The organism is Phytomonospora sp. NPDC050363, from assembly GCF_040655735.1.
In the GTDB taxonomy this organism is placed as follows: domain Bacteria; phylum Actinomycetota; class Actinomycetes; order Mycobacteriales; family Micromonosporaceae; genus Phytomonospora.
This window is the reverse complement of the sequence record NZ_JBFAKK010000005.1, coordinates 164533-185368: the sequence shown is the minus strand read 5'-3', so window position 1 is coordinate 185368 and position 20836 is coordinate 164533. Positions and strand designations below refer to the sequence as shown.

Annotated in this window: 17 protein-coding genes; 7 read left to right on the top strand and 10 right to left on the bottom strand. The window is 71.0% G+C overall.

The window, feature by feature from the left end:
- Positions 1–58: 58 nt before the first annotated feature.
- The 3 genes from AB0I28_RS15410 to AB0I28_RS15400 all read left to right on the top strand — a co-directional run bounded on the left by AB0I28_RS15410 (position 59) and on the right by AB0I28_RS15400 (position 2339).
- Positions 59–547, top strand: coding sequence for a carboxymuconolactone decarboxylase family protein (locus tag AB0I28_RS15410; protein ID WP_357493582.1), 489 nt, complete (start codon positions 59–61; stop codon positions 545–547).
- 113 nt (positions 548–660) lie between these two features.
- The gene (locus AB0I28_RS15405) at positions 661–1593 is read left to right on the top strand and encodes an ATP-binding cassette domain-containing protein (protein ID WP_357493580.1); all 933 of its coding nucleotides are present in this window, start codon (positions 661–663) and stop codon (positions 1591–1593) included.
- Positions 1590–2339 carry an ABC transporter permease gene (locus AB0I28_RS15400; protein ID WP_357493578.1) on the top strand — a complete coding sequence of 250 codons (750 nt, stop codon included), beginning with the start codon at positions 1590–1592 and terminating at the stop codon, positions 2337–2339. Before AB0I28_RS15405 ends, AB0I28_RS15400 begins: the two co-directional genes overlap by 4 nt.
- Here the strand turns inward: AB0I28_RS15400 and AB0I28_RS15395 are convergent.
- The 5 genes from AB0I28_RS15395 to AB0I28_RS15375 form a co-directional block, all read right to left on the bottom strand.
- A complete protein-coding gene (locus AB0I28_RS15395) occupies positions 2323–5460 on the bottom strand; it encodes a BTAD domain-containing putative transcriptional regulator (RefSeq protein ID WP_357493576.1) in 3138 nt (1045 codons plus the stop codon). The two genes, AB0I28_RS15400 and AB0I28_RS15395, sit on opposite strands and share 17 nt — an antisense overlap.
- Before the next feature lie 244 nt (positions 5461–5704).
- Positions 5705–6904, bottom strand: coding sequence for a DUF4241 domain-containing protein (locus AB0I28_RS15390; protein ID WP_357493574.1), 1200 nt, complete (start codon positions 6902–6904; stop codon positions 5705–5707).
- Positions 6895–7047 carry a hypothetical protein gene (locus AB0I28_RS15385; RefSeq protein ID WP_357493573.1) on the bottom strand — a complete coding sequence of 51 codons (153 nt, stop codon included), beginning with the start codon at positions 7045–7047 and terminating at the stop codon, positions 6895–6897. Before AB0I28_RS15385 ends, AB0I28_RS15390 begins: the two co-directional genes overlap by 10 nt.
- Before the next feature lie 300 nt (positions 7048–7347).
- Positions 7348–8430 (bottom strand): hypothetical protein, encoded by a 1083-nt coding sequence (locus tag AB0I28_RS15380; RefSeq protein WP_357493571.1) that lies wholly within the window; start codon positions 8428–8430, stop codon positions 7348–7350.
- A gap of 66 nt (positions 8431–8496) precedes the next feature.
- Positions 8497–10059: an FAD-dependent monooxygenase gene (locus AB0I28_RS15375; protein WP_357493569.1), complete on the bottom strand. Its 1563-nt coding sequence runs from the start codon at positions 10057–10059 to the stop codon at positions 8497–8499.
- Positions 10060–10181: 122 nt separating this feature from the next.
- On the opposite strand from AB0I28_RS15375, the gene AB0I28_RS15370 reads away from it, so the two are divergent.
- Together AB0I28_RS15370 and AB0I28_RS15365 are read left to right on the top strand one after the other, a co-directional pair.
- Complete coding sequence (locus AB0I28_RS15370) at positions 10182–12083, top strand: alkyl sulfatase dimerization domain-containing protein (protein ID WP_357493567.1); 1902 nt, start codon at positions 10182–10184, stop codon at positions 12081–12083.
- Positions 12084–12420: 337 nt separating this feature from the next.
- Positions 12421–12648, top strand: coding sequence for a hypothetical protein (locus AB0I28_RS15365; RefSeq protein WP_357493565.1), 228 nt, complete (start codon positions 12421–12423; stop codon positions 12646–12648).
- Between the two features lie 260 nt (positions 12649–12908).
- Here the strand turns inward: AB0I28_RS15365 and AB0I28_RS15360 are convergent, their stop codons facing one another.
- Positions 12909–13595: a 2-phosphosulfolactate phosphatase gene (locus AB0I28_RS15360; RefSeq protein WP_357493563.1), complete on the bottom strand. Its 687-nt coding sequence runs from the start codon at positions 13593–13595 to the stop codon at positions 12909–12911.
- Positions 13596–13663: 68 nt separating this feature from the next.
- Between AB0I28_RS15360 and AB0I28_RS15355 the strand changes: the two genes are divergently transcribed.
- Entirely contained in the window at positions 13664–14305 is a 642-nt protein-coding gene (locus AB0I28_RS15355) for a hypothetical protein (protein ID WP_357493561.1), read from the top strand.
- A gap of 118 nt (positions 14306–14423) precedes the next feature.
- Here AB0I28_RS15355 and AB0I28_RS15350 read toward each other — a convergent pair whose 3' ends face one another.
- The 4 genes from AB0I28_RS15350 to AB0I28_RS15335 form a co-directional block, all read right to left on the bottom strand.
- Positions 14424–15032, bottom strand: coding sequence for a hypothetical protein (locus tag AB0I28_RS15350; protein ID WP_357493559.1), 609 nt, complete (start codon positions 15030–15032; stop codon positions 14424–14426).
- Between the two features lie 212 nt (positions 15033–15244).
- Positions 15245–16915, bottom strand: a complete 1671-nt coding sequence (locus AB0I28_RS15345) for a hypothetical protein (RefSeq protein ID WP_357493558.1) — start codon at positions 16913–16915, stop codon at positions 15245–15247.
- A gap of 168 nt (positions 16916–17083) precedes the next feature.
- Positions 17084–18919, bottom strand: coding sequence for a hypothetical protein (locus AB0I28_RS15340; RefSeq protein WP_357493556.1), 1836 nt, complete (start codon positions 18917–18919; stop codon positions 17084–17086).
- 284 nt (positions 18920–19203) lie between these two features.
- Positions 19204–20142: a nucleoside hydrolase gene (locus AB0I28_RS15335; protein WP_357493554.1), complete on the bottom strand. Its 939-nt coding sequence runs from the start codon at positions 20140–20142 to the stop codon at positions 19204–19206.
- 96 nt (positions 20143–20238) lie between these two features.
- On the opposite strand from AB0I28_RS15335, the gene AB0I28_RS15330 reads away from it, so the two are divergent.
- Positions 20239–20778, top strand: a complete 540-nt coding sequence (locus tag AB0I28_RS15330; protein WP_357493552.1) for a hypothetical protein — start codon at positions 20239–20241, stop codon at positions 20776–20778.
- The last annotated feature ends 58 nt before the right edge of the window (positions 20779–20836 follow it).

The following is a 20836-nucleotide window of genomic DNA, read 5'->3' as shown; positions in this document are numbered from 1 at the left end:
GTTCGCGTCGCGGGATCCGTCAATGCGATGACACCCCGAAATCGAGGAAGGCACCGCCATGACCGCAACGAACGCCCTCCAGTCGCGACTGCCCAACCCCGCCCTGCTGCTTCCGGAGTTCGGCGACGTCGCCCGCTCCCTGGCCCAGGCCGTCGCGAGCTCCCCGGTCCCCGCGACCACCGTCAACCTGATGCACCTGCGCGCGGGACAGATCGTCGGCAACACCTACCTGACCCTCGCCAACGCCGCCAAGCTCCGCGAGGGCGGCGAGACCGAGGCCCGCCTCACGGCCGTCGCCTCCTGGCGCGACGCCGCCGACTTCACCCCCGCCGAGCGCGTCGCGCTGGCGCTGGTCGAGGCCGTGCTCACCCCCGCCACCGGCGGCGAGCGCGTGCCCGACGAGCTGTACGCCCAGGCCGCCGAGCACTACGGCGAGAAGGAACTGGCGGCCCTGATCGTGGCGATCGGGCAGGTCTCGTTCTTCATCCCGCTCGCGCTGATCGGCAAGCCCCTGGCGGGCGTGGCGCCGAGCGAGCAGTGGCGCTGACGCCAGCCGGCTGACATCGGGAGGGCGCCCCGGGCGCCCTCCCGCCTTGGCGTCAGGGGTCGTGTCAGGGTGGCGTCAGGGCGGTGACAGGGCTGCCGTCGACAGTTGCCGACATGACTACTCCAGCAATCGCGGTCTCGGGACTGCGCAAGGCCTTCGGGGACAAGGTCGTGCTCGACGGCATCGACCTCGAAGTCCCCGCCGGCACCATCTTCTCCCTGCTCGGCCCCAACGGCGCCGGCAAGACCACGACGGTCAACGTGCTGAGCACGCTGATCACCGCCGACGGCGGGACGGCGGGCGTCGCCGGGCACGACGTCGCCGCCGACCCCAAGGCCGTGCGTGCCACGATCGGCGTCACCGGCCAGTTCGCGGCCGTCGACGAGCTGCTCACCGGCCGGGAGAACCTCCAGCTCATGGCCGACCTCAACGGCGTCCCCGACGGCAAGCGCGTGATCGCCGACCTGCTGATGCGCTTCGAACTCACCGAGGCCGCGGCGAAGTCGGTGACGACCTACTCCGGCGGCATGCGCCGCAAGCTCGACCTGGCGATGACGCTCGTCGGCAACCCCCGGATCATCTTCCTCGACGAGCCCACCACAGGCCTCGACCCGCGCAGCCGCCGCACCATGTGGTCGATCATCCGCGAACTCGTCGCCGACGGCGTGACGATCTTCCTCACCACCCAGTACCTCGAAGAGGCCGACCAGCTCGCCGACCGCATCGCCGTCCTCGACCACGGCCGCCTGGTCGCCCAGGGCACGCCCGCCGAACTCAAGCGCCAGATCCCCGGCACGCACGTGCGGCTGCGCTTCACCACCGCCGCCGAACTCGACGCGGCCGCCTCCCTCTTCCCCGGCTCCACCCCCGACGCCGACGCCCTCGAACTGCGCGTCCCCAGCGACGCCGGCACGAAGTCGCTGCGGGCCCTGCTCGACCGGCTCGACGAGAACTCCCTGGCCGCCGAGGAGTTCTCCGTGCACACCCCTGACCTCGACGACGTTTTCCTCGCCCTGACGGGCCGCACCACGGAGGCCGCGAAATGAGCGCCAAGTCCCACTCGGCGGTAATGCTGCGCCGTAACTTCAAGCACGTCGCCCGCAACCCCACCTCGGTCTTCAACGCGATCCTCATGCCGATCGTGATGATGCTGATGTTCGTCTACATGCTCGGCGACGCCTTCGCCGTCGGCGTCGACTACGTCGACTACGCCACACCCGGCATCCTCCTCATGGCCGTCTGCTACGGCCTCGGATCCACCGCCACCGCCGTCAACTCCGACATGACCAAAGGCATCATCAACCGCTTCAAAGTCATGGACGTCTCCCGCGGCGCGGTCCTCAACGCCCACGTCATCTCCAGCGTCCTGACCAACCTGCTCGCCATCGCCGGCGTCATCGGCGTGGCCTTCCTGCTCGGCTTCAGCCCCGCCGCCGGTCCCCTCGACTGGCTCGGCGTGGCCGGCATGATCCTGCTGCTCGCCGTCGCGGCCGGCTGGTTCACCGTCGCCCTGGGACTGTTCGCGAAGTCCCCGGAGACCGCGGGCATGGCCGCCGTGCCGCTGGTGATGCTGCCCTTCTTCAGCAGCGCCATCGTCCCCGCCGAGAAAATGGGCCCCGGCGTCCGCGAGTTCGCCGAGTACCAGCCCTTCACGTCGATCATCGAGACCATCCGCGGCCTGCTCGCCGGCGCCCCGGACACCGGCTACGCCATCACCGCCGTCGCCTGGTGCCTCGGCATCGCGATCATCGGCTACCTGTGGGCGAGGTCGCTGTTCAAGAAGCGAGCGTGACGGCGGCCAACTCCGCGCCGATCGCCTCGGTGCCCTCCCGAACCGCCTCGGCGTACCCCGCGTCGCCGAGGCGGTTTCGCGCTTCCCGCTCGATGCGGTCCATGTCCGGCTGGGCGCGGTCGCGCAGCCCGCGCACACGGGTGCTCGCCGCGAGGAGCCTCGCGGCCTGTCGGGGCTCGTCCTGGCGCAGCGCGAGGTCGGCGAGCCCGATGAACGTCTGCGCCAGCATCGGCGCGTGCCCCGCCTCGGCCGCGGCCTCGTAGGCCGCGGCGAGGTGGTCGCGGGCTTCGGCGAGGTCGGTGGCGAAGTAGCCCAGCAGGTCATGGGTCAGCGCGCGCATGTCGGCCCGTTTCGCGGTGTCGCCCAGCAAGGTCATCGCGGCCTCCAGCTGCCGGCGGGCCTCCTCGGCCTCACCGCGCCAGCGGGCCAGCTCCGCCTTCGACAGGGCCAGCTCCACCTTCGCGTCGAGCCAGGTGACCTTGCCGGCATAGCGTTCCGCCTCGGCCATCGCCGCCGCGCATTCCTCCGCACGCCCCATCAGCCAGTACAGCTGGGACTGCCGCGCCCGCATCCGGATGATGTCCTCGACGGAACCGACCTCGGTGACCACCTCGATCGCCTGCTCCAGGTGCTCACAGGAACCGGCGAACTCACCGCGCACCGCGATGCGGTCGGCCAGCTCGGTCAGTGCGAAGTAGACCCCGAAACGCTCGCCGAGCACCCGGAACTCCGCCAGCGCCATCTCCAGGTAGGCGTCGGCGTCCCTGCCGCCGTGCCCGACCATGGCCCGCATCTTTCCCAGGTGCAGCCTGGCCAGCGCCCGCACCCAGGGGTCGGGGTTCTCCAGCAGCGGCTCCCACGCCGACAGGAAGCCCAACGGATCCTCCAGGATCCGCTCCAACGGCACGATCAGCGCCAGCAGCGGATGCGGTGAACGACTGCTTTCGCGCAGCCGGCCCGTCTCCCGGATCCACTCCGCCGCGGAGCGTTCGTCACCCCGCCCGGAACTGCGGAACATCGCGACGAGCCCGTACACCAGGGCCCGCACCTCGGAGGAGGCCTCACCCGGCATGTCGGCGGCCGCCGAGACCAGCTCGAAGCCCTCGGTCTTGTTACCGCTGAGCCACCAGTACCACCCGGCACCACCCGCCAGCCGCATCGCGGACTCCGCCTCGCCCGCCGCGAGCGCACCGCGCATGGCCGCGCTGATGTTGTCGTGCTCGGCGCCGAGCAGCGCGAGCCATTCGAGCTGCTCGGCACGGCGAAGATGCGGGTCGGCGGTCTCGGCCAGCTCCGTGAAGTGGGCCAGATGCGCCTGCCGCGCCCGATCCGACTCCCCCGCCTCGGCGAGACGCTGCTGGGCGTACTCCTTGATCGTGCCGAGCATCCGGTAGCGCGCGGCACCGTCGCCCTGGACGACCACCAGCGACTTCTCCGCCAGCGCGGTCAGCAGCTCCAGGACGTCCTCGGGCTCGACGGCCGCGCCGGCGCAGACCCGCTCGGCCGCCTCCATGCTCGCCCCGCCCGAGAACACCGACAACCTGCACAGGACCGTCCGCTCGGCCTCCGACAGCAGCTCCCAGCTCCAGTCGACCATCGCGCGCAGCGTCCGATGCCGTGGCAGCGCCGTCCGGCTCCCCCCGGTCAGCAGGCGGAAACGGTCGTCGAGGCGGTCGGCGAGCTGCTCGATGGACATCGTCCGCAGCCGCGCGGCGGCCAGCTCGATCGCCAGCGGCATGCCGTCCAGCGCCCGGCAGATCCGCAGCATCGTCGGCAGCGTCCCGGCACCGGCGGCGAAGTCCTTGCGCACCGCGCCCGCCCGCTCGCTCAACAGCCGCACGGCCGGCGCCTCGGCGATCTCGGCGAGACCGGCGTCGGGGGCTGGCAGGGTCAGCGGCTCGACCGGCCACAGCTCCTCGCCGGTGATGCCGAGCGGTTCGCGGCTGGTCACCAGGATCCGCAGCCGCGGGCACTCGCCGAGCAGGCGGTGGGCGAGGGCCGCGGCGGCTTCGATGACGTGCTCGCAGTTGTCGAGGATCAGGAGCACCTCGCGGTCGCGGATGGCCGCGATGAGCCGCTCGACGGGCTCGACGTTCGAGGCCTCGGTGAGCAGCGCGTCGCGCAGGCCGAGGCCGGCCAGAGTCGCCTGGGCCACGTCGCCGTCGGTGCCGATCGCGGCGAGTTCGACCAGCCAGGCGCCGTCGGGGAACTCGCCGACGATGGTGCGCGCGGTCTCCGTGGCCAGCCGGGTCTTACCCGACCCGCCCGGGCCGATGAGGCTGGTCAGGCGCGACTCGGCGACGAGGCGGGCGACGGCGGCGACGTCGGCGTCCTTGCCGATGTAGCTGGTCAGCTCCGCGCGCAGGTTCGTCCTGCGGTCCTCGTCGCGGCGCCCGACCTCGCCCCGAAGGAGAGCGACGTGCAGCGACGACAGCTCCGGCGAGGGGTCGACGCCGAGCGCGTCGGCGAGGGCCTCGCTCGTGCGCTGGTAGACCAGCAGCGCCTCGGAGTCGCGACCGCCGGCGATCAGGGCGCGCATCAGCGCGGCGGCGAGGCGTTCGCGCACCGGGTGGGCGGCGACGAGGTCGGTGAGCTCCGAGACGAGTTCCGCGCCGTTGCCCAGGCCGATCTCGGCGTCGAAGCGATCTTCCATGGCCGTCAGCCGCAACCGTTCCAGCCGGGTGACCGCCGCGTCGAAGGAGCCGCTGTCGACCAGCCCGACGTCCTGCATGGCCGCGCCGCGCCACAACCGGACGGCCTCACGCAAGCGACGCGCGCGCTGCGAGTCGTCGTCGTCGCGGACCTGGCCGACGAGCCGCTCGAAGCGGACGGCGTCGACGTCGTCGGGTGCGACCGTCAGCCGGTAACCGTCGGTGTGGCCCTCGATGGAGCCCTCCGGCAGCACCTTCCGCAGCCGGGAGACCAGCCGCTGGAGCGCGTTCGTCGCGTCGGAAGGCGGGTGCTCGCCCCAGATCCAGTCGACGAGCGCGGCCTTGGAGACCACGTGTCCGGTGTTGAGCGCGAGGGCGATCAGCAACCCGCGCAGCCGGGCGCCCGGCACGTCGGCGGACGCGCCGTCGTCCGTGCGAACCTCGAACGGTCCTAGCATCCCGATCTGCATTCGCCGATTTTGCCACGCCGGGAGACGGGCCCACGGGCTGGTGAGGCGGAGGTATCAGCCGACGCCCGGCGTTGTCATGGGCGGGCCTTCTCGACCGGCGGGATGCGCCAGGTGCCGTCGAGGTACTCGGTGGTCGCGTAGAGGCGCATGGGGAGGTTGAAGGGCCCGGCAGGAGCGCTTTTGGGCACACGATATCCGATGAGGTCGTTTCGCCCGGAGACAAAGGCCGGAGTGCGCGGGGTGGTCAGTCCTCGCCGTCGTCCCGGCTCCGACGCTGCTGGAGGGTGAGCATGTCGGCGGCGAAGCAGACGACGGCACCGCCGGCGTCGCGGCCGATCCAGGTGGGATAGGCGCCGTCACCGAAGTAGCAGGACCAGCCGATGAGGTTGGCGTCGGAACCCGGCACGGTGAGCCGGTTGCCGGGGAAGAGGGCGGAGGTGAGGTCGTCGTCCTCCTCGGCGAGCGCGGCGAAGACCGGCAGGTTCGCGGCGTCGACGAAGCAGGCGGTGCCCGAGTCGACGCCGAAGCCGAAGAAGGAGCCGTCGGTGAGCGTGCGCACGTCCTGGCCTTCGGTGAGCGCCATCTCCCAGGAGGTGACCGGCTCGTCGGTGATCCGCAGGAGCACCGCGCCTTGGGGCGAATACCGCGGTCCGTCGGTGTCCTCGACCTCGGCGAACACCACCGGGTAGCGGCCCGGCGCGACCTGGACGGTGAACGCCTTCTGCTCGAACTCGCAGAAACCCGGATCGCACGCGACAAGGCGCCCGCTGGGCATGTCCAGCTCCCCGACCGGTTCCCACCGCACCGGGCGGGCCTCGTCCATCCAGGTGACGGTCGCCCCCGGCGACATCAGCGCGTTCAGGTAAGGCGCGGCGAGCGGCGACGGCGGCCGCCACGGGCGGAACTCCTCGCCGAGGGTCCGCGAACCGTCGGCGGGCTCGACGACCGGAACCTCCTCGACGGCGAAGCCGAGCAGCCCCGACCACTCACCGAACTCGGGCAGTTCCCGCCACAGGCCCGACACGTCCGCACGCCCGGCCGAGACGCCGCTCCCGCCTCTGCGCCCGCGCCTGCGGGTCTCCCTGCGCGTCCGTCCGTCGATGCGCCGGATGAGGGACTCGACCCAGACATCGGGGTCGCCCTGCGACTGGTCAGGCTCGAAGCGCCAGTCGGTGTCGGCGACGGGGAACATCTCCTCGCCGCGAAGGCGGCGGTACACGGTCCGCGACACCCGGCGGCCGAGCTCGTCGGCGAGCGACACCGCGAGATAGTAGTGCTGCCAGGCGATGTCGAGCACCGCCACCGGAAGATCACCGCGGCTGGCCACGACGCTGTAGGGGCGCCCCTCCCAGTCGGCGGCGGCGGCGTCCTCCTCGGTCAGCCATCCCACGGGCGTCGCGTCGTGCCAGTCGAGGCCGTCGCAGTAGCGCAGCGTCACGTCCATCGTCGTTCCTTCGTGTCGGGCAGCGGGCGGGCGAAACCTAGCCGCCCCCACCGACATCCGGACAGCCCCGGCACCTCCGGCGCGACGTCGCAGTCCGCACCGTCCTCGTCACCGGTGAGCCGGCACCCGATCACCACGTCCATGGCCACGAGTCTCCCCCACCCAGAACCGACGTACCCTTGTACCAGTTCCCCTGGTCAGCCAGGGGAACGACCATCCCCATTGGGGAGGTCCGCCTCGGGGCCACGGTCGCTGAGGCGGGCCTGGGCAGTAGTCCATGTGTAGGTGCTCCCCGCGCTTCGGGTCAAGGCCCACGCGCTCACGCCGAGCCGACATGGCCATCCCGCATCGCGAGCGTTGCGGGACCTGGTCACCGCCTTGTCGCCCAGGGGCCTTCGACGAAAAGGCCGCAAGCGGCGCGCAGGGCGGTGACCGCCGCGACCTCAGCCGCGCGGCGGCTCGACGGTCCTCTCCCCCTTGGCCATGACCAGTTCCTTCACCCGCAGCACGATCCCGCCGCGTCTGGTGGGCTTGACGCCGTCGAGCAGTTCGCCGATGCGCTCGGACCGCTCGGTGAGCGAGTCGAGCCGTTTCAAGGCCGCGAAGGTACCGGCGTAGGCGGCCTCGGTGTTCCCGCTGAGCACCTTCACCAGCAGATCCGCCTGCGAGTAGCCGTGCCGCGCGGGCCGCAGCAGCAGGTCGATCGTCCTGGCGAGGTAGCGCCGCACCGGCGGATGGTCGGGGTCGAGCCGTCCGCCCTGGCACAGGCCCGCGACGATCTCGGCCGCCATGAAGTCGGCGTGCAGGCGCGAGACGTGGATGCGCAGCCGACGGGCGGCATCGGCGTCGCCGTCGGCGTCCTGCGTGATGGCCCAGCTCGACATCCGCACCCCACCCCGCAGCACCCAGTCCTGCGCGAGATGCCCACCCGCCCGGGGATCCTCAAGCGGGGCCTCGGTGATCACCCCCGGTGTGGCGGCCTGGAGCCACCAGGACTGCGGGTCGGGCCCCTCGCCGGCGGTCGTGCAGCGCAACAGATGCCGGGTGAGCACCGGACCGAACTGCGCGAGCGGCCGACGTCGCTGCGATAGGCCGCGCAGCCACACCGGCGCCGAGGTCGCGGCCTCTTCGAGCAGCTCCCGCGACACCGGCGCCCCGAACCCGCTGATCTTCAGGCACGCCTCGAAGCGCCCGACCACGCCGTCGGTGTAGAAGTTGCGGTACACCGGCCGCATGGTCGTCCACTCCGCCCAGTGCGCCCCGCTCGGCCCGACGTGCGAGCGCTCCATCCGCACGTTGCGCGACACGTCGATGTAGACCGACTCGCTCAGCCACGGCGCCGCGCCGCCTCTAAGACGCGGCCGCACCGGGCCGAGACCGCGCACGTAGTTGCTGCGGTAGTGGTCGGCCGACCAGCGCGAGTACGCCCGGTCGGGCCTCGGCCACACGGGCAGCTCGTCCCGGCCGGTCGGGGCGGCGATGAGCGGGCGCAGGTCGACGACCGGTATCTGCACGGTCACGAACATGGTTCAACCCTAGGCCGCGCCAGACCGAAGTGGACGGACGACGGGCCGGGCCGTTCGTCCAGCCCGTCAGCGGCCGCCGACCCAGTGGTCCAGCGCCTCCCGCAGTGCCGGCCCGGCGGTGCCGGCGGGCTCTCCGGTGCCCGCGGCCCAGGCGACGTTGGCGTCCGGGCGGATGAGCAGCGCGTCGGCGGGCGCGTGACCGGACTCGGCGACCACTACCTCGACGCGGTCGCCCCACTCCCGCACGGTCTCGCGGAGATCGGCGCGCTCGGCGAGGTCGAGGAACACCGGCCGGGCGGCGCGCATGAGTTCCGCGACGCTCGTGGTGCCCCGTTCGGTGCGCAGGACGAGGTCGGGCGCGAAGTAGCCGGCGAGCGCGTGCGGCGAACCGGGCATCGGGTAGCGGATGTCGGCGCCCGAAAGGAGTCCGCCCATCCGCAGCAGTGCCTGCTCGTCGACCAGCAGCTCCTGGAACAGCTCCCGGAGCGCCTCGGCGGCGGGGTCGTGCCCGCGGCGCAGCGCCACCTGCGCGCTCGTGTGCAGCATGGTCCGCGCGCCGGCGAGGTGGCGCTCGTCGTGGTAGCTGTCCAGCAGCCCGCCGGGCGCTCCCCCGGCGAGGTCGGCGGCCAGCTTCCAGGCCAGGTTGACCGCGTCGAGCATGCCCGCGTTGATGGCCACACCGGTGGCGGGGAACAGGTGCGCGGCGTCGCCGGCCACCATGATCCGGCCCAGGCGGTAGCGCTCGGCCTGCCTGGCCTTGAAGGTGAACCGCGACAGCCGATGCGCCTCCCCGACGGCCAGTCGCACCCCGAGCACGCGTGCGACGCTGTCCTGAAGCTCGGTCACGGTCAGCGGGACGTCATCGTCGTACTCGGTGCTCTCCTCCTCGACCGTGTACAGCGATACGACCGCGGAGTCCGGCGACGCGCTCATGCCGAACAGTCCGCCCTCGGTGCGGGTGAAGCCGAACGCGATCGTCCCGAAGCCGGGGACGTCGAGACCGCCATCGTCGCGGACGGTCACCGGGTCGGAAAGGGTGACCTGGGCGAGGCGGTTGACCTCGGGATAGGACACGCCCGGAAACGCGATCCCGGCCAGCTCGCGGATCCGGCTGCGCCCACCGTCGCAGCCCACGAGATACCGGGCGCTCATCGTGTACGGACCGTCCGGGCCGAGCACCTCGACGGTCACTCCGGCGTCGTCCTGGCCGACGGCGACCGCCTCGTGTCCGCGCCGGACCTCGACGCCGTTCTCCCCGGCTAGCTCGTCGAGCACGCCCTCCAGCCGCTGCTGCGGCAGGTGCAGGGCGTGCATGGGGGTCTCGGCGAGCCCGGTGAAGTCCAGGTGCACGCCGCCGAAGGGGAAGCGCGGAGCCGGGGGCGGGGCGGTGCAGGCCGCCTCGAAGCGTTCCAGCAGGCCCCGGTAGCGCAGCAGGTCCAGGATCTGACCGCCGAGCCCGCCCGCCTTGGGGACGTTCCGGCGTTGCCGCTTGCGTTCCAGGACCACCGGCCGGACCCCGCCGAGGATCAGTTCGTCGGCCAGCATGAGGCCGGTCGGCCCGGCCCCGACGACGACCACGTCGGCGTCGATGCCCGGCGGGGACTGCGAAACGGGGGCGTCGGTCCTCATCTCGACGATCTTGCCATCGTGCCGCCGGGCCGCGAATCCGCACGACGCGCGGCTGCGGCGTGGGACCATGACCGGACCGTCGAGGACGTGTGTTCCGGCTGTTCATCCGGGGGGATGTGGGGATGTCGCACGCACCGAAAGATCCGACCGAGGCCACGGTGGAGGCCAACCGCGCCGCGGTGTCCAGGTACGACATGGACGACCGCCGGGACTTCGACGACGCCGAGCGCGGCCTGATCGCGCCCTTGCCGGACGGGAAGGTCACCGACCCCGACGGGAAGGTGCTGTTCGACCTCGGCGACTACGACTTCATCGGCGACGACACCCCCGCGCCGGACTCCGTGAACCCGAGCCTGTGGCGCCAGTCGCAGGTGATCACCAAGGGCGGGCTGTTCAAGGTCACCGACGGCCTCTACCAGGTCCGCAACAACGACATCGGCAACCTCACGGTCGTCGAGGGCGAGACGGGCGTGGTCGTCATCGACTGCACGACCGGTGTGGAGAACGCCCGCCAGGGCATGGACCTGATCCGCGAGCACGTCACCGACAAGCCGGTCGCGGCGGTGATCTACACCCACACCCACATCGACCACTACGGCGGTGTCAAGGGCGTCGTCGACGTCGAGGACGTCGCCTCGGGCAAGGTCCCCATCATCGCGCCGGGCCACCGGTTCGACAAGTACGCCATCGGCGAGAACGTCGTGGCCGGCAACGCGATGTCGCGCCGGGCCGGGTACGCCTTCGGCAACCGCCTGGGCCTCGGCGAGCGGGAGATGGTCACCTGCGGGATCGCCATCGGCGGCGGGGTCGGCATGACCGTCTCCTACATCTCGCCGACCGACCTGATCACCGAGACCGGCACCAAGCGCGAGCTGGCCGGGCTGGAGTTCGAGTTCCTCTACGCGCCCGACACCGAGGCGCCCGAGGAGATGCACATCTGGATTCCTCAGCTCAAGGCGCTGACCTGCGCCGAGAACGCCAACCACTCGCTGCACAACATCCAGACCCTGCGCGGGGCCCGCACCCGCGACGCCCGCAACTTCGCGCGCTACCTCGACGAGACCCTCCAGCGCTGGGGCGACGACGCCGAGGTCCACTACGGACCGCACACCTGGCCGGTGTGGGGGAACGCCGAGATCGCCGAGTTCATCGGGTCGCAGCGCGACACCTACAAGTACATCCACGACCAGGCCCTGCGCTGGGCCAACAAGGGCCTCACCCCGCTGGAGGCGGCCGAGATCGTCGACCTGCCCGAGTCGCTGGGCCGCAAATGGTACAACCGCGGCTACCACGGCACCGTCCACCACGACGTGCGCGCGGTCTACACGAAGGAACTGGGCATGTGGGACGGCGACCCGGTCTCGCTGCATCCGCACCCGCCGGTCGAGTCGGCCAGACGCTACGTCGACCTCGTGGGCGCCGAGCGGATCCTCGACGAGGGACGCCGCGCCTTCGACGGCGCCGACTACCGCTGGGCCGCCGAGATCGTCCACAAACTCGTCTTCGCCCAGCCCGACAACGCCGAGGCCCGCGAACTGCAGGCCGACGCCTACGAGCAGATGGGCTACCAGGCCGAGGGCCCTCAGTGGCGCGGGATCTTCCTGTCGGCGGCCAAGGAGCTGCGGGAGGGCGTCGCGCCGGCCTCGTTCAGTTCCGTCAGCCCCGACAGCGTCCAGGCGATGCCGCTCGACATCCTCTTCGACTTCGTCGCGGTGCACCTCATCGGCGAGAAGGCGGCCGACGCCGACCTGCGCCTGGACTTCACCTTCACCGACCTCGGCGCGACCTGGCACGCCTGGGTCGCCAACGGGGTCCTCAACGCCCGCGAGGGCACCGGCCCCGACTCGCAGGTCACCGTCGCCGGCGCGAAACCGGCCATCATCGGCGCGCTCCTCCAGCCGGGGGCGGCCGAAAAGCTGATCCGGTCCGGCGGGCTCACGACCACCGGCGACGCCACCGTCCTGTCGTCCCTGACCGCGCTCATGGACACCTTCGACCCGGACTTCAACATCGTCACGCCCTGAACCGACGGCCGCGACGACCATGGCTCCGCCCGGTTCGGGCGGAGCCATGGTCGTGTCGAAGGGTTTCGGGCGCTGGACCGCGGCGACCGCTTCCGGCCTCACCGTCGCGGGAGCGGGCGCCGGCCGGGTGAGGATCCGCCGCAGGATGAGGACGTAGGAGACGAGCAGGACCGCCGCGCCGACGGGGATGAGGTCCTTGTCGATGAAGGGCATCGCCAGGTCGAAGAGCACAAGCGCCGGGGTCCACGCCTTGATCTCGCGCATCGCGGCGAGCTGGACCACCAGGCCGAGCTGACCGAGGTAGAACAGGTAGGGGCCGAGGTCGTAGGCGAACAGCGTGAGGGCCGGGTTCTGCCGCATCTCGGCGGTCTGGAGGCTCATGGCGAGGCGGTCGGCGGACATGAACCCCGCGATGACGTCGATGGAGAACTGCACGACCAGCGCCAGGGCGCCCAGCGTCGCCGCCACCGTCAAAACGGTCGCGAGGACGTTGCGTCCCGCCAGGCGCCGCATTTCCACGAACACGACGACGAACAGCGCCATCGCCCCGATGAAGGCGAGGTGACCGGTGGTCCAGGCGAGACCGGGGCCGCGGTGGCCGTCGAAGCCGTCGATGATCCGGATGGCGCCGTACGCCAGGGTGAGCAGCGGGGCGCCGATGAAGGCGATGCGGGGGTTCATGTCCAAGACTCCTCGGGGTGGCGGGGGGAACACCGACACCACGAATCCTGGTCCGCACGGCCCTCGTTGACATCGCCGTCGCGAGTGATCCCCGTACTCATTCGCACGAGTGAGCACGCCATTCCGGCCGGGTCGCGCCGGTGATCAGACCGCACGCGAGCGCAGGACCATCAGCGAGTCCTCAACGCGCGCCACCATGGCGAAGGGGAAGCGGTCGACCTCCAGGCAGAGCGCGACGTCGTCGGGGTGGACTCCCTCGCGGACGCCCTCGGTCAGTTCGGCGGCGGCACGCGACTCACCGGCGCGGCGGAGGAAGCCGGCGGCGTCCGTCTCGCGCCCGTCGACGCGGCCCGCGATGTACTGGGCGCACGCCAGATCCTCGTCGGCGAGGCCGTCCTCGCCGGTGACCACGAAGGTGACGCCGTCGCTCCCATGCGCCCGAAGTGCCCTGGCCGTCGCCTCGGCCACCACGAAACTCGCGCACAGCACCAGCGAGGACTCCTTGACCGCGAGCGCGCCGACCGTCCCCGCCGTGGTCTTGTGCACGACGGTTCGCCCGCCGAGGTCCATCGAGCGCAGGAGACCCGGCGAGTTGACCGCGTCGAACCCCGGCGCGGGCGGTCCGTCCTTGATCGCCACCCAGTCGGGGTGCCGCGACTTGAGGGCGAGGACCTCGTCCAGCGACTCGGCGAGCACGATCCTGTCGGCCCCGCGCGCGAAGGCCCAGGCCGCGACGGTGAAGGCGCGCATGACGTCGACGACGACCGCCACGGACGGGGTCTCGGTGAGCTCGGGGATGCCGAGGAAACGGTGCCGATCCATCTCGATCATGGTCGGAAACGATGTCACACGCCCCTGGGACGATGGCCCCCTGGTTGCACCGGAAGGAGTCACACCACTTGATCGAGTTCCCACGCGTCTGGTCGGCCACCGACCTCGGCGAACTGCGCCCCGCCGGAGCGTTCACCACCTACGCCGGCTGGCCCTACGAGACCCTGCCGTCCCTGCGCCCCGAACGTCGCGACGGCTTCGCCTGGGCCGGGGATGCGGCGACCTCGGCGCCCGACGCCGAGCGGCTTGCCGAGCTGGAGACGCTGGCCCGCTCGCTGCCACCGGGGATCGCCCTGCCCGAGTCCTTCGTGCGCTACATGTCCCGCCCGGCACTGACGGCGTTGCTGGACGAAGTCTCCACGACCGCCTGCCGCACCGACCTGTCGGACGTGATCGCGAGCCCGGTGGAGGAGGGCGCCCATCTCGTCAGGTTCTTCCGGGACCAGCAGGACTGCGTGTTCTGGTACCTCTATCTGCGCCCGAACGGTGAGAGCTTCGTCGTCGACTCGGAATGGTCGGAGCGGTTCGCCGACGCGGAGGGGCGGCCCGAGTTCTTCTGGAGCGCCCCGACGATCGAGGAGTTCACCTACCGGTACTGGCTGGAGTGCAAGTGCTGGTACGTGCTGTCGGACTACTTCGAGGGCGAGGAGACCCCCGAGGTCGTCGCCTACCTGAGCCACTACGGCGAGAAGGTGCCCACGGGGGAATAGCGCCCGGCCTTTCGCCGTGGGTGGTACCGCGACGACGTACCCCGTCCCGCCCGGCGCCCCGGACGCGTAACGGCCACCGACGATGCCCGTGGCGTGGTCGGTGGCCGTGGTCGCGGGGTCAGATGCTGCTGCAATCCATGTAGCCGAGGCTGCCGATGCATCCGAGCACGTGGTACCAGGCTTCGGGAGCCGCGCCGGCCGAGGCGGGCGTCAGCTCGCCCTTCCAGGTGCGGTCGAGCAAGTCGGCCGGGCTCGTGATGCCCGTGGCGCTGAACGTGCCCGAGAGTTCCTCCTCGGCGGCCATGCCCGCGCCGGGCTTCTCCAGCGTCACCGTGACGGTGACGGTCAGGTCGCCGCGCATCGTCGGCGGGGCGCCCGCGGGGGCGCCGAGGGAGGCCTCGGCCTCGCCGACCAGCTCGACGGTGATCTTCCCGTAGGTGGCGGAGTCGCCCTCCAGGGTCAGGCCGGTGACCGGGATGGCGCCCTCGGCGGACTTCCCGGCGTCGCCGGCCGTCAGCCTCCCGGCGAGCGAGACGACCTCCTCACCCGCGCCGGCCGCCGACGCGGGGTCGCTCAGCCTGAAGGCGCCCTCGATCTCCCGCTCGGCCTCGACGCTGCTCGCGGTGTTCGCCGACGCGCCGCCCCCGCCGGCCATCAGCGCCAGGCCGCCGCCGAGCACGGCCACCGCGAGGCGGCCCCATCGCTTCCTGCTGAGTGTGTCGCTCACGTCGTGTTCCCCCGTCGTGTCCGGCGACGCTCCGAAGGCGCCGCGTCCACTCTGGGGCTACCCACCGGGACTCACTTCGGTCACTCGGGGACCGGCCATGGCGGAAGTACGCCAAGATTCGCGAAAGCCCGACCGGTGGCCCCGGCTGGTAGGAGCCGGGCCACCGGTCGGTGTCCTGAGTGGAACGTGAGCGCCGGAAGAGACGGTCGTGCCTACGAGCAGGTGACCAGGACGAAGGTCAGGACGTGGCAGGTGGCGCTGTCGGTGTCGTTGGTCGCGTTGGTGTCAGTCGGGGCGGAGGCGGTGCGCAGGCCGGTGACGGTGACGTTTCCGAGTGACAGCAGGTGGAGGGGGACGCGGAAGGTCTTCGACGCGTTGGCGCCGTTGGTGATGGCGCTGTAGGTGCAGGTGACGGTGCCGGGTGTGGCGGTGCAGCCCGATGAGAGGTTGGTGGCGGTGGCGCCTGCGGGGATGCTGGCGGTGATGGTCGCCGTCGTGGCGGTCTGGGGGCCGTTGTTGGTGGCCTTGAGGGTGTAGGTCAGGTAGGGCACGAGGATGCCGAGGTGGGGTTGGGCGCCGACGTCGACTTTGATGTCGGCGTAGGCGTTGACGGTGGTCGACTCGGCGTCGGTGTTGTCGGCGGGGTTGGGGTCGACCTGCGCGGAGGTCGACGTGGCGGTGGCCGTGACCGTTCCCGCAGCGGTCGGGGTGACGGTGATGGCCACGGTCGCCGAGGCCGAGACGGCCAGGCCGCCGAGGTTGCAGGTGACCACGGGTGCGGCGGTGGCGCAGGAGCCCTGCGACGCGGTCACGGTGCCGATCGTCGCGGTCGCGCCGGACAGGGTGATCGTCGCGGAGACACCGGTGGCGGCGGGCCCGTTGTTGGTCACGGTGGCGGTGTAAGTGACCGCGCCGCCGAGGCCGACCGGGTCGGCGGAGTCGGTCACGGTGGTGGCCAGGTCGGCTCCGGAGGGTGCGACGCCGACGGCCCAGTCGGAGGCTTGACCGAACGCGGTGAAGGTGGCCAGGGTGGTCGGGCCGGTGCCGTCGGAGTTCATGCTGATGACATCAGCGCCATCGGTATAGACGATCTTGGTGCCGTCCGGTGACCACTGGGGGAAGTAGGCGCTGGAGGCCCCGGGCGCCACGTCGACCACGCCGGTTCCGTCGGCGTTGATCGTTCTGACCTGGCGGTTGAATCCGTTGTACTCGAAGGACTGGGCGACGAGTCTGGTGCCGTCGGGCGACCAGTCGGGGGTGTACATGCCGAAGGTCCCGGCGGCGAAGGTGAGCTGGGTCTGGCCGGTCCCGTCGGCGTTCATGACCCACAGGTTGTTCTTGCCGTTGAAGCGGGTGAAGGCGATCTTCGTTCCGTCCGGCGAGAAGATCGGCGAGCGACCGGCGGTCAGGCCCGTCAGGCCGGTGCCGTCGGCGTTGACGACCGAGATGCCGTCGACCTCGTCGTTGAAGGCGATCTGGCCCGTAGGCGACCATGACGGCAGCGTGTCGCTGACACCGGCGGCGGGATTGCCGTTGGTGACCTGGAACAGGTTCGAGCCGTCGGCGCCGGCCGTCCAGACCTGATAACTCCCGGAACGGTTGGTGATGAACGCCAGCTTCTGACCGTCGGCCGAGGCGACGGGGAACAGGTCGTCGCCGGTGCCGGTGGTCAGCTGGGTGCTGCCGGTCCCGTCGGCGTTCATCGAGTACAGCTTCGACGTCCCGGTGGCGGTGGAGCGGTAGTGGATCTTCCCGTTGTCGCCCGGGAACGCCGCCTGCGCGGCCGTCGACGCGGCGAGCGGGACGATCGCGGCGGCGAGGACCATCACGGCGGTGAGTGAGACGGCGCGTCGAAGACGGAGGATCTTGGCGGTGGAGTTCACGTCGACTCACCTCTTTCCCGGGACATGGCCCGGAGAGGGACGGCCTCCACAGTGACCGCCCGGAGAATGTTCGGCAATGCCTTTCGCGAAGCACCCCTCACTCATCCGGGCGGGTGTGCCCAGAGGAGCGAGGGGTACCGGTGTGCTGCCTTCACGCGCTGATCGCGGTCAGCAGCTCGACGTGGTATCGCCGCCGTCGGCGGTGCAGGTGTCGGAGCCGAGTCCGCCGTTGGCGGTGTCGCCGCCGACGCCGTCCTGGACGTTGATGCTGTCGTTGCCGAGGTTGCCGCTCATGGAGTCGGTGCCGTCGGTGTCGACCATCGTGTCGTTGCCGTTCTGCCCGTCGAGGTCGTCGTTTCCGGGGCCGCCGTAGATGTGGTCGGCGCCGTTGTCGAACAGGTAGAGCAGCGAACCGAGGAGGGTTTCCCCGTAGTTGGTGTCGTTGCCGGCTTCTCCGTAGAGGTGGTCGGCTCCGTTGCCGCCGCCCATGATGTCGTCCCCGGACCCGCCGTAGAGAACGTCGTCACCGTTGCCGCCGTCGACGATGTCGTTGCCCGTTTCGGCATGGATGGTGTCGTTGTTGTTGCCACCGTTGATGTCGTCGGCGCCGCTGCCCCCGTAGACGGTGTCGTTGCCGTTCCCGCCGTTGATGGTGTCGTTGCCGCCGAGGCCGCAGAAGACGTCGTTGCCGTTGGTCCCGTTGAGCGTGTCGTTGCCCGATGTGCCCGTGATGGTGCAGCCGAGGGCGTTGTTGATCGTGGTCGACTCGGCATCGGTGTTATTGGCGGGAACCGGGTCGGTCAGCGAGGACGAGACCGTCGAGGTCGCGGTGATGCTGCCCGTGGCCTGCGGCTCGATGGTGATGGTGATGGTCGCTGCGCCCGAGGCGGCCAGGGCACCGACCGGGCAGGTCACGGTGGGCGCGCTGATCGTGCAGGAGCCCTGTGTGGTGGTGGCCGCGGCGATGGTGCGGGCCGCTCCGGACAGGGTGATCGACGCCGAGGCGTCGGTGACGGCCGCGGGGCCGTTGTTGGTCACCGTGGCCGAGTACGTGTAGGTGGCACCGAGACCGACGGGGTCGGCCGAGTCGGCGACGGTCGTGGCGAGGTCGGCTCCGGCGGGCGGTGCGTCGTCGACGGCCCAGTCGGTAGCGGACCCGAAACCGGTGAAGGTGTACACGGTGCTCGGGCTGGTGCCGTCGGCGTTCATGCTGATGACGTTGCCGCCGTCGGTGTAGACGATCTTGTCGCCGTCCGGCGACCACTGGGGGAAGTTGATCCCGAAGCTGGTGCCGCCGAGGAGGTTGACCGACCCGGTGCCGTCGGCGTTGATGGTGCGGACGCTGAAACCGCCGCCTTCAAAGGACCGTGCGACGAGTTTCGTGCCATCGGGCGACCAGTCAGGCGTGTAGAGGCCGAAGCCGCCGCTGCCGTTGGTGAGCTGGGTCTGACCGGTCCCGTCGGCGTTCATCACCCACAGATCGCTTTGGCTGCTGAAGACGGTGTAGGCGATCTTAGTGCCGTCCGGGGAGAACACTCCTGAGCGGCCACTGGCCAAAGGCGCGGTCAGACCGGTGCCGTCGGCGTTGACGACGCGGACGTTGTTGCTGTCGTCGTTGAAGGCGATCTGGGTGCCCGACGGCGACCACGACAAGATGTTGTCGTTGAACCCGGGACGCGGAGAGATGTTCGTGACCTGGAACAGGTTCGACCCGTCGGCGTCGGACGTCCAGATCTGGTAGGTCCCGCCGGCGTTGCTCAAGAACGCCAGCTTCGAACCGTCGGCCGAGGCCACCGGGAACACCTCCTCACTGGACCCCGTGGTCAACTGGACGCTCCCCGTCCCGTCGGAGTCCATCGAGTACAGCTTCGCCGGGCTCCCGAAGTCGGCGGCGGCGTGGTAGAAGATCTTCCCGTTGCCACCCGGGAACGCCGCCTGCGCGCCCGTCGAGATAGCGAGGGGAGCCATCGCGGCGGCGAGCAGCGCGATCACGGCGACCGACACCGCGCGTCTGACTCGAGAGGATGTTGCGGAGGAACTCATGGGGGCATGTCCCTTTCCGGGCATGGAGCACGACACCGTGAGGCCGAGCCTGTTCGTCGACCGGCCGTCGGCGGAGTGCTTCTAGGAGTCGGCCGCAGGGGCGTCTTCGCGGACCTGAAACGACTCTCGCTGTTACGTACAGTGATCACAAGGGACCGCGAGTCCCCGCGCGAGGGACACCCACACCGCCCGACCCGATGCCCCGACGGCCCTGGCGATCACCGCGGCCTTCGAGCGCCGCCGGGTCAGCCGAGAAACGCCGACCGCAGGAAGTCCCGGTAGACCTCGCCCGACGCGCGCAACGCGACGGTCGCGTTAGCCGGCTCGGGACGCCAGGGACGGGTGTCGACGAGCAGTTCACCGACGGTGCGAGCGCCGGTCGTCTCGACGCTGACGTGCGCGCGGACGCTCTCGGTGACGAGGTCGGGCCGCAGCAGGTAGGCGACGCACATGGGGTCGTGGACGGGCGCGGAGTCCTCGGCCGGCCGAAGGTGCTCGATGCGGTGGCGGATCAGCATCGCCGCGCCCTTGGCCGCAGGGGTGCCGATCCGGTCGAACCCGGCGCAGTCGGCCTCCGACAGCGGCGCGCTGTGCGTCGCGTCGAGCGGGAAGATCACGACCTCGCCGATCCCGGCGCTCAGCACCGTCTCGGCCGCCTCGGGGTCGACCCAGAAGTTGAACTCGGCCGCCGCCGTGACGTTGCCGTTCGCGTGCGCGCCGCCCATGATCACCAGGCGCGGAATGCGCGCGGCCAGGCGGGGCTCCAGCGCCAGCGCGAGCGCGATGTTCGTCAGCGGCCCGACCGCGACGAGCGCCACGTCGGCGAAGGCGTCGTCCATGTAGGTGTCGACGAGGAACGCGGCGGCCCGGTGGCCGGCGGGGACCGAGACGGCTTCGGGGAAGTCGAGGTGGGGCCGCTGGAAGCCGTTGCCCTTGTTCAGGACCGCGCGCGGGATGGGGAAGTCGGCGCGTGTCAGAGCTCGGGCGGCACCCGCGTGCACCGGGACGGTGGCGCCGACGTGGTCGAGGACCCGCAAGGTGTTGTCGGTGGTGTGCTCAAGGGCGACGTTCCCGCTGACGGTCGTGATGGCGACGAGGTCGAGGCCGGGATGCGCGGTGGCGGCGAGGAGCGCGACCGCGTCGTCGGATCCGGTGTCGCAGTCGAGAACGAACCTGACCGGCACGGCGGCTCCTTTCGCGTGGTGCCACGACCCTAGCGGCCCGGCGCCGCGCCGGTCGGCCGCAGACCGCAGGAGACGGCGTCAGTCTTAAATGGACAGATGAAAGCCTCTCGCATCCAGTCGGTGGCCGTGGTCTCCATGGTCGTCCTCTGCGCCATCGGACCGACCGTCTTCCTGGTCGCGGCCGCGGTCTTCAACCCGGCCAAAATGCCACTGCGTGACCTGCCCGGCCCACTCGTGGGTGCGATCATCATCGCGGTCATCGTGCTGGCGGTCCTCTTCGGGAACTCGCCACCGAGAGCCCCGGCAGAAGAGGATCCGCGCCGGCGACTGACCCGGCGCGCGGCAGAGGTCAACACCGCCATCACCGAGGCGGTGCGGGTCATGGGAGAACTCGCCGCCGACCTCGACGGGCTCCAGAGGTCGCGGGCCGCCTTGGAGGCCGAGGCCGCCCGGCAGCAGGAGTACCTGGAACTCGACCGCGACGAGGCCGCCAAGGTCATGGCACTGGTGCACGGCAACGAAGCCGGCAAGGAGAAGGCGCAGCGCCGCCGCGAGATCGTCATCGCCGTCGCCGGCTGCGTCGCGGGAGCGGCCTTCGCCGTGGCCTGGGACCTGATGAAGACCGCATGGCTGTAGGGCCGGCACGAGGAGACTGCCGCGCCGGACCGGTCGCCCGGGGGCCGCGACCCCCGGG